This is a genomic window from Candidatus Zixiibacteriota bacterium (assembly GCA_040756055.1).
Classification (GTDB): Bacteria; Zixibacteria; MSB-5A5; order GN15; family FEB-12.
Window position 1 is genome coordinate 92,952 of the sequence record JBFLZR010000001.1, and the last position, 16,921, is coordinate 109,872.

Here is a 16,921-nt window from a genome sequence, read left to right on the forward strand (position 1 = left end):
CCTACGATGTAGTCTCATATTTTGAAGGTGATAAATCATCACAGTATAAGAAAACCGCCATTTCTGGCGGTTTCAAAAAAAGGGTTTTGTTAATCCCCTATGCCAAAGCGTCGAGGATTTTCCCGGAAATATCCTTGATGCGCTGGATTGAGGCGATGAGCGTGTCTTTGTTGCCTTTGTAGAGCTGGATGTAGTCGCTGAAAGCGGAATTGGTATCAAGACCAATGGACTGACAGACCACATAGGCAACCGCTTCAGCCTCAGTCTCCTTCTGAGTCTTGGACAGCGGCTCACCGGTGTGATGGAGAAACTCATGAGCCAATTCGTGGACTTTCACACTGAAGTCTTGAGCCGGTGACAAACCGGAGCGGATAACGATTTTGCCGCCGCCGGAACGGCCGTCAGCCCGCAAGGTGTCCGAATACTCAAGAGTAATGCCGTTAGCGGAAATAAAATTAAACAGCTTTTCCTGATAACGGGCAGGATCACCTTGCACCCGGGCGAATTCAGGCAATTCGTTTCCGTCGGTTTGACTGATGTCAAAAACGTAAACGGCTTTGAATCCGTTAACTGGAGCGACATCGGAACGGTTATCATTTTCTTCAACCGTTTCCTTTTTATAAACCAATGGCGCGATGATAACGATGCCGTTGGCGCCTTTTTTGACGAACCGGCCAAGCTTCTTCCAAGTGTGAAATCCGGCGACATGAGTGGCCTCCGGCTTCTGCAGAGCGATGAGCAGAATATTTCCGAAGCTGTAGCGATGGAATCGACTCATCGTCTGAAGATACTTCTTCAGCTCATCACTCTGACCGGCTTCGAGAGACTCGGTCAATGAAGTGAGAGCGTTTTCAATCATTTCTTTTGCTTTGTTGTTTTTCATAATGGTTCTCCTTCGTTAAGCGGGTTTTTGGTTCCTTCACCCACCGGCAAAGAGGAACCCAAAAAGCCGTGAGAAGGAGAACTTCCCCACGGAAACAACTAAGCGAATATGAAATTACGCGAGATTATTGAACGCCCTGAATGCGGTCAGAGTGAAGACGTTGGCAACGAACGCAAGAAGCCTCTTTTATGGTAGCTAAGCTAAGAATGCAACCACAGAAGAATAGGAGCGTAAAAAGCACACTACAAATTCTTAGCTTTATCGGAAAGCTGATATTTTCTCTTCCTATTACTAAACGCGGTCTCCCCACCCTCTAGAATATCACACACCTGCTCAATAATACCATCCTCCAGATCTTCAACAGGAATATCAGGAAGTTTTTCCGCCTGATTCTCCAGTGAACCCGAAGTGTAGCGAAGTCGTGGAGTCTCTTTGCCTCTGTATTCGGCAATGATCACCTGCTCTGAATCAGTATTAACTACTAAGTTGGGATTATGCGTAACCATAATGATCTGCCGGTATATCTTCCTGTCTCTGAAATACTGAATCAAATCATTACACACTGACAAGCTGTCCAGATTCTCCTCTGGTTGATCTATTATCAGCGGTCTGGTATCTTCTTTGTCAATGGCAAGATATAGCATCAGCAGAACGATTCCTTTTTGACCCGGAGACAATAGATACAACTCCACATCGTCAAATTTAAGTGATGATTCAACGCTGAACACCGTTGGGTCATAGAGCCAATTGTAAAACTCCTCAATCGACATATTCTCCCTCAGCTGTTCTTCAATCGAAAGGTCATCGCCGTCCATCTTCTTGAAAGAATCCTCGATATCAGTCAGTCTTTCAACAAGGGCACTATCTGTTGATCCTTGTTTAGTGCAATTATCCCAGGAAGTTTCAAGCTTTGTTCGTAAAGCAGGCAGGTCTCTATAATTCCCCTTACGTGTCCTATCAATAATATCTAATCCTGTCCTGTTATGCGTCGATAAGTCGTACCGTACTGTGGCCTCAAAAACGAGTTGCCTTTTTGTAGTAGAACCATGGGAGAGCGAGTCTTGTAATGGTTTATATAGTTGCTCAATCTTCTTCTTCTCGCGAGACAACACGTTGAAGAACGACTTGTAATGTGTCTGCCTTTCCGTTTCGAGAATAGACTTTCTTGGAATCTGCTCTTTTGTGATCGCCTCAATTTCCAACTCCAGAGATTTGATACTGGCGTTGCTGGTTTGTATTAACTTCTTTTGCCGCTGGTATTTCAACTTGAGGGTCTCAAATGCTTTCGTCTCTTTAGCCTTTTTTTCAATAGCAGTGCTTAGCTCTTCTAGATTCTTTGCCAGCAAATTATCTTCCACAATACCAACTAGAGAAGCCACATCTTTCTTCGCACCTTGACGTATTGTTTCTATCTCGCCATTGAGAGCTTTTCGCCTTTCATCTATAACTCCTGCAACACCTCTAGCGTCAAGCGTTACGTCAAATTCTTTTGACCTCGGCATACCTGCTGATGCCAATAGAGTCTTGATCTCTTCCTTAAACTCGTCTATAGCAAACTGAAATACAGCTACCCTAGACTCAACCTCGGATACATTTACCAATAGTTGTTGCTTTTCAGCAATAATATCTTCAATCAGAGACTTTTGCTCCTCGAGGTCCGATAACTGGTCCTGAGCCTCCTTGTCTTCATCTGGAAGCGTCGGAAGAGTTTTTAGTAGTTGCTCCAATTCTGTCTTCTTCTTATCGAGCAGTTTTTGCTTAGTCGATTGATTCTTAACGAGGTTAGTGATTTGAGCAATGTCTTTATTGATATCTCGTATTTTCGTGACTAACCGATCTTTCTCAAGAGCAAATTGTCTCAGTGATTTCTTCTGTAGCTCAGCAAACCCGGACGCACCAAGCTTGTCCCCAGGTTCCAAGGACTGAAAAATGACATTTTCGATCTGATCCTGTAGTTCACCAACATGTTGTGGTGAGCACAATTCTTCGACGGCTCCCTGGGGTAAATAACGAACCAGTCCTCTATCGGAGTCGAGCTTACCAACTTGAAATTCAGTAACTGATTTATCAGCCCATTCCAGTTCAATGGAAGTTCCGGTTATTGATTCCTTGTGTTTTGCAGCTTTGTTTAGAAATGCTTCTGCGCGGTTGTCCTTACTGCCAGCACCATATGCAATTGCCTCTGCCAAAGCTGACTTCCCTGAGCCACGCCCACCAATTATGGTCACCAAGTCCCTATTGAGATCAATTGAATAGTCTTCATCAAACCAATTGCTAGATGTTTTGACTATAATCCTCTTGATGACTTTATGGTCAGGTTTATAGTTCGGGGGTGTGTTGCCAACAAAAACTCTCGCTATTGGTTCGTTAAGTACTTGCTTCAGGCCGGTGAACGTCGGATCGGCTTTTATCCACTGAAGTGTCTTACCAACGCGATCTATATTATGGGAGTCGGAGGCATGCAGGACTAACGAATTGAGACTATTGGAACGCAGGTCATCACGATGTTCTTCTATTTTTTCGGGATCGTCCACGCAAGTCATGCTGAAGTGGCTTTTGTTTATCAGATTCCGCTTCTCAGCCGCTGATTGGTCCCATCTTGACTGGTCCCACTCAGAATAGCCCACGCCAAGAACGTATTTACCAGTGAAACAGGATTTCTCTAACAGCTTAAGTATATCATCAAGCTTATACGTGATATTCTGGAATCCAACCTGAAGGTCGCTTTTTTGGTGGATGGTGTTGCCCACCGGCGCATTCGCTTTCATCTGTCTTCCCAGATCCTCGAGTGATCTACGTGTCGGTGTTTGCCGCCATTCAGTATTGTCATCAAGCTTATATCCACTAGAGAGGCAATTGAGGAGTTGATCCTTTATATCATTGACTTCAACAAATGGGCTGAAGAGAATGTGAAAGTTATGCCGCTGATGGCTGTTGGCGGAGCCACTGAAAGTATTTAGTCTAAACTCGATATTGGGAATTAGCAGCTTTATGTTTGGAATCTCATCGCGGCGCGTAAGTAAATGTTCGTACCCGTCGACAAAAAGATAGTCAGTAATACCCAAAACTTGAACTTCGGGAGGAAGAGAGGCAATCTTGTTAATGAATGCATCCCACACACTTGTCGTGTCACCTCCATAGTCCTGACAGATTGACTTCGGAGTATGCAGATGCAAATCCCACTTGCGCCATTCAGAGCCTCTTGAAAATGTAAATTGGTGATCATTACTCATAGTGATACTTAACCCCTCCTCTTAATATTACTCAATTTCCTCCGCAGAGCGACGCCAACCGGCTTTTATCATATCCGCCAACACAATATAGGATACGTAAGGTTTATTATGGCGGAGAGTCGCACAGTATTTGTAGTCCTGAACGAACTGGTCGAAGTCATCCCACGACGATTGCGGTAGTGTGTTTCGCGCTTCAATTTCCTTCATGGATTTCTTATCGTATTCGTCGGCCATACTATTCCTCCAATGACCTGCTGATGAGGGCAATCTCCTCCGGACTTATCGAATATATTTCGTAAATAATGCCGTCCACAGCTTGCGATAGTTCGTCCACCTCTGATTTGAGTGCGGGAACTTTAACAAAGGCAGGCTTACATGTGATTTGCAGTATTTTATCGACGATCGACGCGATGTGTTTCTGTTGCTCTTTTGATGCTATTCTAAAGGGCAGTTTCTTGACCTTGCCGATCTTAATCTGAGGGAACACTCGACCAGACTCTTGAACGAGTTGATTGTATTTATATCTAACATAACTCGAATTGAATACCGCCAATGCATATTTAAGGTCAACCTCTCCTTTGTAAGCAGGTTTTATCCATGCGCACTGAATTGTATTACGAAACCATCTGCCTTTGGTATCAATAGTGGCTCTTAAATACGATGCCGTTTGCCGCCACAGAAGTTTATTATTCTCGGCAAAAGCTTCGCGAGAGAAACTCACCGACTCATCCGGCTTCAGAACTGCCTTATAATCAAGGTTAAAACACTCATTCGATTGGTCGGAAATCCAATATCTGTCTATAAGTTTCCCATACCAAGTATCAACCGCATTAGCGAAACGTCCGTTGCTGGATTTATCAAAAATCCTATCATACAAATCGTTGCCACCCTTGTTCTTTAACCCAATGCCTGATCTATGATATTGAATTCCTCCATCTTTAATCTCAAAAATATCCTCAAAATACTTCTCGTCTGTCTTGAGAACAACAGACGGATATAGGCTGTTATCTTTGCTGGTAATCGCATCCGGAAGCGGGATAGTGGAAAACGACAAGTTGCTAAGCGCAGACACTTCCGTAACCCTGTATTTTAGATCTGCAAAATAATACTGCCCTGTCTCTGATGGCGTCCTACCTGCAATTGTGACACAGACAGGAACAACTACTTCCGGAAATACTCCCATGCCCAAATTGAGTATCTTCAGAATGCCATGCGATAGTAAGAAATTTCTTAGGTCGCGATGTCGAGGCTGGCTTAGATAGGTGTTAGGAGTTATGTAAACTAGGTGACCGTTTTGTCTCAAAATCTTGCTCAGACCTAGAGCGAAGAAGAGTTTGAAAATGTCTGCATAATGAGTTATGACACCCGGGTACCGGCTTCGATAAGTGCCAACAAGGCTGTCAATATCCGCACCGTAAGGTGGATTCGCCATAACAACGTCAAATCCACCGCGCTCGCGAAATATCTCGGCATAGTTGAGCCTCCATAGAAAGAAAGGGCTGCTATTGGTTCGCTGAAACCTCTGGACTTCATCAAGCTTATCGCCCTTACCCTCTTGCCTTAATGTTGCCTCTATCAATTCCCATGTTAACGTTTCAATTTCTTTGTGCAAACGATCCTTTGCGCTCTTATTATGGGTATCAAAAAAACAGCTATGAAGCTCTAATAGCTTGCCAGCCTTAGATTGTGCTTCTGTCTGACCAAAAATATCAAACCGATCCTGATCATTGATCTCTGGCTGGTCTAATGCCTTGATTTGCTTATCAATCTTCTTGAGGTTCTTTTCTATCTCTGACTTCTTTGTCCTCGACAGCCTGTTATTACTATGAAGGTCAAAGTACTCTTGCTGAAATGCGGTCTGTTGATCTCTAAGTCTCTTCAGAAGCTGTTCCTTTTCCTCATGCTTCTCAAAAAACCGTTCATCAATAAGCTTAATTCCCTCATATTCTTCAAGTAGGCTGTTTCCCTGCATTATTTTGTAATCCAAGTTAGGTAGGGGCTTAATGTGCTTGTAGTCTTCCTCGTCAACAATGAGCGAAAGCCACAGTCGAAGCTTTGCTATTTCTACGGCGCCCAAATCAATGTCAACGCCATAGAGTGAGCCTTGAATTGCGTCTCGCTTGAAGTCATAGATATTTGGCTCTTCGCCCGGTTTATTCAAACGGGCCAAGACCGACCTCGTCTTGACGATCTCATTCATCATTCCCACCAAGAAAGCTCCGGATCCAACGGCTGGATCGCAGACCTTGATATCGGCGAGCTTATCATCGATTAGCTGATTATACGCACGGATGGACTTAGGAAGTTTATACTTATATCGGCTAGTTTCTTCTCCTTGCTCCGATACGAGGGTATCGTTTTCGAGTGCTGCCTCGCCGTGCTTTATCAGTATCTCGATGTCCTCTCTCTTGACCCGCTCGTTCAGCTCTGTGGCGAGATGATTTATGAGGCTTTCCTGGCACATGTAGTGGACTATTTCGCGCGGAGTGTAATATGTGCCTTTTGACTTGCGGTCTTTGACCTCGAGCAGATTTTCAAAGACCTTACCAAGCATCTCCGGGTCAACAGCCACTTCTTTTTCGAGTGGTTCGTCTTCCTTTACCGTAAAGTTGTAGCGGTCGAATACATCCAAAATACCTGTACCGATGTCTCCGTGCTTGGTCTTCTTCTTATTGGAAAAAAGCTCTTCCGGCAACAGAATGTCAGTATGGACCCAATCGTAATTGTTTAGGGGATCAAACAATCCACCGTTCAGGAATGGAATCTTGCATTTGAAGGGACTGTAATAATCACCATTCGCATTCCGGTCAACAGCCAGCACTTCATAAAACAATGGTTCGAGAATGTCATTGAAGAAATTATCATATTGGGACATTCTACCTTCAAATAGTAGCCTCAGGAAATTCTTGGGGCCGGTTCCCCAGGCTTCGTTGCGGGCGACTCCAAACCAACCTTTCTTCTGAAGGAAATACAGGAATACTATCTGACCCAGGAGCTTCTTGGCGAAGTCAACAGTATCAACACCTTTCTCCTCAAAGTCTTGCTTGATAGTCTTATCCGTCTTGGCAAGTTTGTCCAGAGCTTCTTTGATCTCATGAAATAGCTGCCGGTATTGCTCAAAGAATTCTTTGGTAACCTTTTCAATGTTGAAGGCTTCCTGAATATCCGCAAAGGTAGGATTGCTGTCTGTCTCTTCGAGTGTAGGCAGTAATTTGCTTTGAGCTGTGTGGCTACCTTCGTGTTCACCTACAAGGAAAGAGTACCGTCTGGCCGGGGTAAACTCCTCCACTACTTTCGGTGTCCCTTTCTTTGTCGTATCGAACTTGTATTCCATTTTGACAAAGGAGAAACGCCAGTCGCGCTCGTCAGGCGAAACGAAAGCTACAAGGGCACCGTCTTTCAGCTCATTGCCGCGGCTGCCCTTTAAGTACTTAGCCACAAAGTTTCTCTGCTTTGATCGTGCTCGCTCAAGTGAAGGGGCCTTGAGAAGGCTGACTATAAGAACGTCGAGTTTTTTGCCGTCAGAGTCTTCGTACTTCCCTATTCGCTCAAGGGACTTGACGGAGTCACGATAGTCTTTGAAGATATACTCGCCCCGGTAAATGAATGGAGCATCCTCAAGCCTATTCAGCAGATTCTTTATGAATAGCTTAAATTGGCCCTTATCAAAGGGCTTCTCTAAAGTGTCTCGTATGAGTTTTTTGGCTGCTTCGCGTTGCATATCATTCCCCTACAAAATATTCGGACAATATCACTTCTCGTGGGCCGCCCACTTTAGCCCCGGTCTCCGCAAGATGGCTTCCCAGCAGTTCTGCGGGAATGTTCTTCTGGAGCACGCCAAGTATCTTCAAGGGATTGATTTCCTTCTTTATCACAGAAGTCATATCTTTGAGAACCGTCTTGGCCGTCTGTTTTGGTAAACCGCCGTCCTGAAGTTCCTTAATCACTTTCCGGAGATATTCTTCCTGCTCGTCTGTAAACTGCCGGTAGTCCTTGACGGCTCGCAAAATTTTCAGTAGCTGCGTTGCTGTATCTCTTCCGCCTTTTAGTTTTGTATCCGGCATGTCCTCGGTTGTGGCGAACACAAACGCTTCCTTGTTCTTGCTAAGCAGGTCGTAAAATTTGGGGCCGAGCTTTTCCCGCTTGACGGTTGCTTTAGTTTCTAATTGCGCAGCGGCTGACAAGAAATCCAATTCCTCTGCCTCGTCGGTGCCAGCGAGATAAAACTTTTGAAGCTTCCCCTTACGGAAGTAGGTAAGAAGTCGGTCTCCTTTGCCCGGCTCTTTTCTGGCAGTTCGGGCCTTCTTGGGCAATCGCTTGATTTGCTCAAACAAGTCAGGATCGTTATCCCGAATGTTGCGAATGAGCTGGAGATACTTAAGACCACTGTCCTCTTCGCCGTCTTCGCCGGTAATCGTTTTCTTGGATATCAGTCGGTCAAAAAGTTCGTGATGCTCAACAGCCTCACCCTCGGTCAGCAGTCTCGCGTCCGCTCCGAGAAGTGTAATGAAAGCCTGAATCTTGGCTTCGGCGGCTTCCTTCAGCTTTATCTGGTCATTCGACTGTTTAGTCGGGAAGAAATTGAAAGTATAGATTTTGTCGAAGGTAGTATCAACCCGGTTTATGCGCCCGACTCGCTGCATCAGACGGGTGGGGTTCCAGGGGATATCATAATTGATGACGACATTAGCGCGGTGCAGATTTACACCCTCCGAAAGCACTTCGGTAGCCACCAAAATACGATAGTCGTCTTTGGGATAACGGGCTCGGGCGTCAAAATTTTCAATTACCTTTTCCCTGACGCTTGCCCCTGATGAACCGGTATAATCGAGAATACCATCGCCGAAGTGCTGTTTTAGATTCTTAGTCAGGTAGTCAGCGGTCTCCTTAGACTCGGTAAAGACAATCAGTTTATTTTCCTTGAGGACTTTCCTTGATTTGAGAATATCCACAAACTTGAGAAGCTTTGGATCACGATTGACACCTTGCCAAAGAGTGTTAATTTTCTTTAGAAGTTCAAGATCATGTTCCAAGTCTTTGCGGAATTCTGTCTTGAATCCCTTGGCCTCGAATTTCTCCGCTTTGCCCTGTTCAATCAGCTCCACTACCCGGTCTTCATCTCCATTTGCCAACAATTCAAAAATCTTCGCAGAATACTCCTTGCTGACATATACCGCGCCTTTATCGAACTGCTCGATGAAAAGCTCATAGGAAGCAATGAAGCGGTTGATAGAATTGCGGAAGGCGTAAAAGCTGCTCTCCAGACGCTTGACCAAGAGGATTTTCATAAATCGGCCCATGTTCCGCTGGGCTAACTGTTCCGGCTGTTCAACCTCTCCGGTGTAATACAAGAGCGGCGTGTATCTGGAATATTTGAACTTCTGTGTAATGAGCTTGATAGTTTCGCTAAAGACCTTATCTTCTTCGTCGTTCAACTCGTAGAAAGCGGGTTCGGGGTCGATAACTTCCGGAAACTTCAGGCCCTGCTTTTTGAGGTCATCGGGGAAGTGTTTCTCAATCTCCTGCCTTGTGCGCCGAACCATCAAGTATTTGAGGACTTTGTCCCGTATTTCTCTGGCGTTTTCCTTGGTCACCTGAATGAATTTGGCTTGGTCTTTCTGGCGGTCAAGGCCTTTTAGACGATTCTCCAGCTTGCCAAAGAAGCGTTCCAAATCCGGCGTTCCAGGAATAGTGCTCTTTCGGGACTTCTGGAATAACTTGATCTGACTCAATATGTCCTTTGGCGAATTATTGAACGGAGTCGCCGTCACTAATATCACTCTCTTACCACGGCAAATCTGAGCCAGCTTCTCATAAGTGATATTGGTCTCCGTGCGGAACCGGTGCGCTTCATCAATGAATATATTCTTATACTTCTCTGTGCCCCGCTTAATAAGCGTTTCAAGCTTTCCAAGCGATTCAAAGTCCGCGCTCACTCTGAAGTCAGAGAATACGTTTGGCCACGAACCCGGGTTGTCCCGATCTAGAAGCACTGGCGGAGCAAGGACTAGTGTGCGGCCTTCAATTTGACTAGCCAGCATGGCTGCCATGTAGGTCTTGCCAAGACCGACCACGTCCGAGATAAAAGCACCGCCGTATTCGTCAATAATCTTTTTGGCATTTAGTACCGCTTGTTCTTGATATTCAAGACGTTTGAATTCAATCGGGACGTACTTAAAAAAGACCTCCTCCTGAATGCTGATTTCGTCTTTGAAATACTCGTAGAGAAATTTGAGGTATAGCTGGTATGGGGTAATGGTATCATTTAGCCAAGTCCGAGTCTGAATAGTATCAATGTATTTGTCTTTGACTTCGACGGCATCAGCCCAAAGCTTGTCGAACTGCTTCTTGGCAAAATCATAATCGTTGCCATCTTTCAGCTCGACATTGAACTCAAGGTTATCAATCAGACCGGCCTGCGTGAAGTTGCTCGAACCGGTGATAACCCTGCCCACATCGCGGTCGCCCTCAACAAAAGTCATCAGATAGACTTTGGCATGGATGTTCTCGGAAGGGTATGCCCTGATTTCAAGTTTGCCGCTTCGCAGCCACTCCAGAAACTTGTGAACCCCTTCTTCAATTTCCTTCTTATCCGCACAGTCGGCCAGCTCGGCGGTGACCGCCTCGCCAAAACATTCCTTAGCCTCGGCATGGGAAAAAGGCAAGCTTTCCTGTTTAGCTTGGTTAATTAGGTCGATGGTGGACTTACCGGTACCGATGCCAATCAGGATTCTGATTCTCTCTGTTTTTTCCAGAGACCGGTAGATGGCATAGAAACCGCTGGTAAAGAAATAGCCAACCAGCACGTCGAAAAAGCGGGTATCCTTAATCAGAACCCGGAAGCGATCAATTAGACGCCGGTCTCTTTCGTTGGTTATAAAAGTTAAATCTGTCTTCATAAATTCAAATAATAGTGAGCATTTAAGTCCTGCTATTGCCGGAGGATGCCTGCGTGGGAAGCATGCCTCCCCGTTTTCTTAATATTAGCTCAAATTAGGCCATAAAGCAATGCTAAAGACAAGCAAGACTGGAACGGTCATGATTGCTGAGATCACCCGAAAGAGCAGTCCCCTCCCGACTACCGTATTATATATATCCAGCTAACAAAGAATGTACAGAGAAAGAAGAGGAAAAAATGACGCAATGGAGTGAAAAGCTTATTCAGGAAACGAAAGTCCTGTTCAAGGACAAATCGGGGAAAGAACTCTCCGCCGAAGATGCGATAGAGTGTCTTGACAACATGGCCAACTTTGCGGAGGTGCTGCTCGACATCTACTATAAAGAAAAAGCCAAAGGGAATGATATTCTGGCTGACAAGACTGAGACAAGGGGCTAATCGTTACAGAATGTCACCACCGCCTTCGCGCTTTTCTCGTACGGGTCTTAAGCCAACGTTCTATGTCCTCTTTTCGGAACCTGACCAAGTTGCCGAGCTTCAGGTGTGGTATCTTCTCTTCGTGAGTCCAGCCATATATGGTGGATTTCTTGACATTTAGGTAGTCTGCTACTTCCTGTGGAGTTAAGAGCCTCTCTTTCGGCATATTGTAAACTCTTGGTTTATAGTTAAATCGACCGGATTAAAATCTCTTGTGGTGTCTTCCCGTTGGGGCTTGCCAGAGGCCCCTGTCTCTTCCTCAATTCTCGTCTTGGCGACCAGCCTAGCCAGTAAACTGAGAAAGTGTGCCAAATATTCGTCCGAGTTGGGTTTGCGTTTTGGGTCGATAATCACATTTCTATTGTTCATCGCTTCCCGCTCTCATTAAATATTAGACTGGGTCCAACGAGCATGATACGCCCTCTGCAATAACAGGACAAGTTGTCGTAAAAAGAAACCCTTCGTGAGGAACGGCAACGGGAAACCCAAAATTAGCAGGACGATCGTCCATCAACGGAAAAGCAATAAAGGACTAAGATTGTAGAAATTGATTTGCTTTACCGACAGAAAGTCTATCAGCCAAAATGGACAAATGATTGTACTTTTCAGGGGCTTTCGCTATATTGGCTGAAAGCACTCTTGGATTCGCCAGACAGAACTTATAGACAATTTGTAGGGAGGTTTTAAGATGAAGACTGTCAGAACCTTGCTTTATAATGACTGCGAGTTTGAATTCTGGGAGCTTGAACTCCTCCACACACCGATATTGCAGCGAATGTACAATCTAAAGCAGCTAGGCTTCGCCGATCGAATTTATCCTGATGCAGTGCATTCCCGTTTCAATCACATACTCGGTGTCACCAACAGGGCCGACAAGATCGTTTCGGGAGTCATCAGATCCCTTAGTAGAGAACAAGGGAATCTCCCCCCCGGACGAATGGACTTCGAGTACAACCGTAAGAGCATCCCTATTGCCAAACTGCAAGCTTATGTGGACAAGCGTCGGCCCGTCGTACGATTAATCGCGCTTCTTCACGATATCGGTCACATTCCTTTCGGCCATACGTTGGAAGATGAAATGCATGTCTTTTCCGTCAAGCACGACAATCCTAAACGTCAGTGTCAGTTCTTTAACATCTTAGTTAGAGAGTTTGTATACGCGCTAATTCTTCGCCACGACCCGAACATAGACCCTGCTCTTCTGACAATAGTCTGTAAAGACGAACCATCTCAATTAGAGAGCGATTACCTCATTTCTAGGCTCAAGACTGCGCTTGACAGAATTAAACGTTGCTACCAACCGGATCTTATCCATGAGATTCATACATTTCTTGTCAACCTAGAGAGGGCGATGGTGGCGCTGTTCTATCTCGATGATGTTCACAAGGAACGGAACGGCGATGATAAGGGAGCAGAACAAGAGCGAAACGACGCCCGACAAAAGGCGATAGGGGAGCTCTTTATTTCAGTGGTGCTGTCCCAGTGCGAAATTACTGCCGGACCTGACCAACCTGCGTTCAATCTCGATCTCGATGCGTTTTCGCTCGACATAATCGGCAATACAATCTGCGCTGATTTGCTCGACTATGCCAAACGAGATTCTCGAATGTCTGGACTTCACTACGATTATGATGACAGAATTTTCAGGTACTTTAGCCTTGTAAGTTACAAAGCCAGGGGCGCAGACCACCCCATGATTCGACTCTGTCTACAGGTGTTCACAAACAAGCTGCGACTCGATGTTGTCTCAGAAATTGTGACAATTCTTCGTGCTCGATACCTTCTGTCCGAAAGAGTCATCTTTCATCCAACAAAATGCGCTGCTGGCGCAATGCTCGGAACCGCAGTTTCTATGATGGGCATTCGAGAAGCCGAGTTGAATTTCTTCCGAATAGGCGATGCAGTCTTCATGGCGAAGCTCGAACAGCATGTGGTGAGATGCTTACAAATCACTAAAGAGGTCAGGGACTATACTGCCGTCGACGCTGCGGCGAACAAAGCCGAGGTCACAAAATTTCTTACTTGCTGCAAGAATCCGGATCAATATCAGCCGTTTGAAAGTGTATTGGAGACGCTATCAACGACCCTAAAGAGCTTACCAGATCGCTCCGGAATCACAATGGCTCTGCTAAAAATCTGCACTGAAGAGCTGGCGGCTATTGAAGTGAACGCCAACGAGAATCTGTTCGGTAGCCCCGAGACCGCAAAGGACTTAGCCGAAAAGATCGTTTTGCGATTGACCGAGGCCTCGCGCCTGATGTGGCAGATTCAAGCTCGACAGTACTACGATCTGGTGTTTCGAGTCTCTAGAATAGATAAGAAGACAAACGCCTTGGTTGTGAAGGAACTTGCGGATAAGTTCAAGAATCCCGCATTTCGGTTTAAATTCGAGCGTCGAGTGGAACACGATGCAGACTTGAAGTATGGATCTCTTGTCATTCACTGTCCAAAGTCAGATACATCACTGAAGGAAGCCAATGTTTTGGTGTTCGGTTCCGATCCCAAGAGCGTGATCGAATTCAGCGCTATAAAAGAGGAACACGAATTACACAGCCTTAGCCCTCACATACAAGAGGCCATTGATCTGGCCAGTGCCTACAAGAGGATATGGAACATGTATTTCTTCGTGCAAGAGGCTCAGATGTACAAGTGGCCGTTAATTGAAGAAAAGATTCGATTTGCCCTCACTGAGATAATCGGTTCAGATGTATCCAATTGCGACGATTTGCATCGTCAACTCAAGTCCACGTACGGAGACGTTGCATTCCACCTAATTCGGGTCGTCGAATATATGCAGTCTTCCGAGAAGGTTCCCAAGGTTCCGCTAACGCCAGAATTTGTTGAATTTGTGGAAGGGGTAACCCCCCACGGCAGGAAAGTCGATATTTCCCCCGAAACGGTGGTCAAGCAGTGGTTAGCAATCTACCTGCGACCAGAAGAGAAAAGTGACAAGAAGTAGTAGCTAACATGACTGTATCTCGTTCTGGTAGGCGGTATGCTGGCTGGGCCTACGGCAGGTTCATGGAAGAGCTGATTAGAAAGCCGCTGACCATCAAGTTATCTCCGGTAGTGCAAGGCTTGTTATACAATAGGTCTGAATCTTCCTTAATAGAAATTGTGGCAGAATTTGCAGATAATTTGCGAGAGAGTCATGGAGAGCTGTTACAGAAGAGGAACTTCGCGACAGTTTCTAAATTGGCAACGGAGCTTGGGTATCAGGTTGTTGGTTCCCCGCGTCAGAATGTAGACTTCTACGTCGAGCGACCTTTCTTCGGTTCTTCGTTCAGACTCCGAGGCAAGAGAGTCACTTACCTTTCCAATCCAATTACGGAGGAAGAAGCACGAGCCACGATTGCTCATGACATTATGCACAGTCTTTTCGAAACGACGGATGGTCAGCGACCGGGAAATCTGCCTTCGGATGAAATTGAGGAAAAGCTCTGTGACTACGGTGCTTGCAGGCTACTGATTTCCAAAGCTGAGCTGGCCACCGTAATTGCGCATGGGGCCGGAGGGAACGTAGCTAGTAACATCGCAAGGGTGGCAGGATATTTCAATATTCCCCGGCGATATGCGGCAATGCGCCTTTTTGACCCCCTTTGCCCACTCTCAAACAGTGGACTTACGGCGATTGTCGAATGGCGAAGAAAGAGTGGCCCTACTGAGGAACCTCATACAAGTGTCGTTCCAACATGGTCAGTGTGTCGCAAAGCGTTTATTCCATGGCTCGGTAGCAAGCGAAGTTGTCACGCAAGACGCGAGAGCATCGTTGCCAATGCCATGTCGGAGGATCCATACTTTCGTTTTAGTGCAGTGGAGGATACCAATATTGGCTCGCTTAAGGGAAACTATTTAGTCTCTGTTTGCGTCCTTGGTCCGAAAGAATCCCCTTATCGGAGGGTAGTTTCTGTATTTGAAGACATTGGTTGAACCACCCAAACCGGGGAAACGCACGAGTGGTCGATCGCGAATTGAATCGGCGTTAGCATTGCCCTCATTTGACATACACCCCTTTCTAACAGTTTTCTAACAAAACGAGCAAAAACACCAGATAATAAGGGAAAGCACCAGACACTGGGTTTCCCGTAAGTAATTGCTATTATTACAGGTTAGTGTCTGGTGCTTTCTGGTGTCTGGACAGCTTAATCGGCTCATAACCCGAAGGTCAGGGGTTCAAATCCCCTCCCCGCTACCAAGTTTAAGCTCCTGAAGTTCAATCACTTCGGGAGTTTCTTTTTTGGGCGGGCGCCTTCAGGATAACGACTGTCTACCAGAAATTTTCTCAATTGACGCAAGCGACTTGCGTACATAATGTTTAAGACGCTTTCGAACCATATTACCGGGACGAGTGTTCATAATAGCAGGGCTGTATATTCAAGGGATTCGAAGTGAGGTCATTGAACAGACAGGCTTCTCAAGCTGCTCCTCCTGTCAGCACGAACGGGAATTTTCGGGCGCTCGGCGCCTTGCCGCGACGTTCTTGGCCCGTCAGAAGAATAATTCTTTCTTCATTATATCTGACGGCGCTGATTGTTTTGGTGGTTCTGATGATCGATGGATGGTCATACTACACGACTCCTTATACAGACCGACCACATCATCCCGACTATAGATCGCTACGACCTGCCGGAAGCACCGGCGTGGTTTTAGGGATCGTCGGCGCAACAATGATGCTTCTAATGCTTGTTTATTCACTGCAGAAACGGTTGCGGCTGTTCGGTCGTCGTACGCCGTTGCGGCCGTTTCTCGATGGCCACATCTTTTTGGGGGTGATCGGGCCTTTGATGATCATAATGCATACTTCATTTAAGGTTCAGGGGCTTGTCGCGATTGCGTTTTGGGCAATGATTGCAGTGGCTCTCAGCGGATATTTCGGTCGCTATCTCTACCAACAGATCCCGCGAACCATCGATGACAAAGAGCTTTCCCTGACTGAGATTGAGCTATCATTGGATAACGCGTTGAATGAGATCAGAGTGCGCTCGGGTCTGGACGAAGAAGTTCTTGAGGATGTGCTGGCGAAGATTGAAAGGGTATACTTTGCGGAATCCACGAGAGTCTATAAGCTGCTTCCGATTCTGATAGTGAGGGATATCATCCGGCCCTGGTCGAAGCACAGGCTAAGGCACACCCTATCAGTTTCCGGTCACATTCCGCCGCAGGAAGTAAAAACACTGACCGAGCTTGGCGGCAAGAGAGCTTTGCTGAAACGACGGCTTCACATCCTTGGGCGCGTGCAGCGTATGTTCCATTGGTGGCACATAATCCATAAACCTCTGGCGATAATCATGTATGTAATAATGATAGTCCACATAACCGTAGCTGTTTGGACCGGATATGCATGGTAAAAAAATTCGGTCTTCCATCACGTCACCGCAACGTGTTCTTACTCCGACGGCGGTATTGGCTGCGGTTTTGATTTTTTTTACT

10 protein-coding genes are annotated in these 16,921 nt (G+C 46.0%); 4 read left to right on the top strand and 6 right to left on the bottom strand.

The annotated features are described in order from the left end of the window. Positions 1–97: 97 nt before the first annotated feature. The 5 genes from AB1483_00460 to AB1483_00480 all read right to left on the bottom strand — a co-directional run bounded on the left by AB1483_00460 (position 98) and on the right by AB1483_00480 (position 11,015). Positions 98–883 (bottom strand): ArdC family protein, encoded by a 786-nt coding sequence (locus AB1483_00460; GenBank protein MEW6410923.1) that lies wholly within the window; start codon positions 881–883, stop codon positions 98–100. Positions 884–1,125: 242 nt separating this feature from the next. Continuing rightward, positions 1,126–4,116 (bottom strand): TrlF family AAA-like ATPase, encoded by a 2,991-nt coding sequence (locus tag AB1483_00465; GenBank protein MEW6410924.1) that lies wholly within the window; start codon positions 4,114–4,116, stop codon positions 1,126–1,128. A 27-nt stretch (positions 4,117–4,143) separates the two neighbouring features. Continuing rightward, entirely contained in the window at positions 4,144–4,350 is a 207-nt protein-coding gene (locus AB1483_00470; protein ID MEW6410925.1) for a hypothetical protein, read from the bottom strand. A 1-nt stretch (position 4,351) separates the two neighbouring features. After that, on the bottom strand, positions 4,352–7,837 hold the full coding sequence (locus AB1483_00475; GenBank protein ID MEW6410926.1) for an N-6 DNA methylase: 3,486 nt from the start codon (positions 7,835–7,837) through the stop codon (positions 4,352–4,354). A gap of 1 nt (position 7,838) precedes the next feature. Continuing rightward, positions 7,839–11,015, bottom strand: coding sequence for a helicase-related protein (locus AB1483_00480; GenBank protein MEW6410927.1), 3,177 nt, complete (start codon positions 11,013–11,015; stop codon positions 7,839–7,841). A 236-nt stretch (positions 11,016–11,251) separates the two neighbouring features. On the opposite strand from AB1483_00480, the gene AB1483_00485 reads away from it, so the two are divergent. Further along, on the top strand, positions 11,252–11,452 hold the full coding sequence (locus tag AB1483_00485; GenBank protein MEW6410928.1) for a hypothetical protein: 201 nt from the start codon (positions 11,252–11,254) through the stop codon (positions 11,450–11,452). 13 nt (positions 11,453–11,465) lie between these two features. Here AB1483_00485 and AB1483_00490 read toward each other — a convergent pair whose 3' ends face one another. Beyond that, complete coding sequence (locus AB1483_00490) at positions 11,466–11,657, bottom strand: helix-turn-helix domain-containing protein (protein ID MEW6410929.1); 192 nt, start codon at positions 11,655–11,657, stop codon at positions 11,466–11,468. A gap of 522 nt (positions 11,658–12,179) precedes the next feature. Between AB1483_00490 and AB1483_00495 the strand changes: the two genes are divergently transcribed. From AB1483_00495 to AB1483_00505, 3 genes are all read left to right on the top strand, one after another. After that, a complete protein-coding gene (locus AB1483_00495; protein ID MEW6410930.1) occupies positions 12,180–14,450 on the top strand; it encodes an HD domain-containing protein in 2,271 nt (756 codons plus the stop codon). 62 nt (positions 14,451–14,512) lie between these two features. Continuing rightward, entirely contained in the window at positions 14,513–15,421 is a 909-nt protein-coding gene (locus AB1483_00500; GenBank protein MEW6410931.1) for a hypothetical protein, read from the top strand. A gap of 617 nt (positions 15,422–16,038) precedes the next feature. Continuing rightward, positions 16,039–16,839: a hypothetical protein gene (locus AB1483_00505; protein ID MEW6410932.1), complete on the top strand. Its 801-nt coding sequence runs from the start codon at positions 16,039–16,041 to the stop codon at positions 16,837–16,839. Positions 16,840–16,921: the final 82 nt, after the last annotated feature.

Coding starts and splice junctions, on each gene's coding strand:
- AB1483_00460 (MEW6410923.1), bottom strand. CDS start 883: ATGAAAAACAACAAAGCAAAAGAAATGATTGAAAACGCTCTCACTTCA.
- AB1483_00465 (MEW6410924.1), bottom strand. CDS start 4,116: ATGAGTAATGATCACCAATTTACATTTTCAAGAGGCTCTGAATGGCGC.
- AB1483_00470 (MEW6410925.1), bottom strand. CDS start 4,350: ATGGCCGACGAATACGATAAGAAATCCATGAAGGAAATTGAAGCGCGA.
- AB1483_00475 (MEW6410926.1), bottom strand. CDS start 7,837: ATGCAACGCGAAGCAGCCAAAAAACTCATACGAGACACTTTAGAGAAG.
- AB1483_00480 (MEW6410927.1), bottom strand. CDS start 11,015: ATGAAGACAGATTTAACTTTTATAACCAACGAAAGAGACCGGCGTCTA.
- AB1483_00485 (MEW6410928.1), top strand. CDS start 11,252: ATGACGCAATGGAGTGAAAAGCTTATTCAGGAAACGAAAGTCCTGTTC.
- AB1483_00490 (MEW6410929.1), bottom strand. CDS start 11,657: ATGCCGAAAGAGAGGCTCTTAACTCCACAGGAAGTAGCAGACTACCTA.
- AB1483_00495 (MEW6410930.1), top strand. CDS start 12,180: ATGAAGACTGTCAGAACCTTGCTTTATAATGACTGCGAGTTTGAATTC.
- AB1483_00500 (MEW6410931.1), top strand. CDS start 14,513: ATGGAAGAGCTGATTAGAAAGCCGCTGACCATCAAGTTATCTCCGGTA.
- AB1483_00505 (MEW6410932.1), top strand. CDS start 16,039: ATGATCGATGGATGGTCATACTACACGACTCCTTATACAGACCGACCA.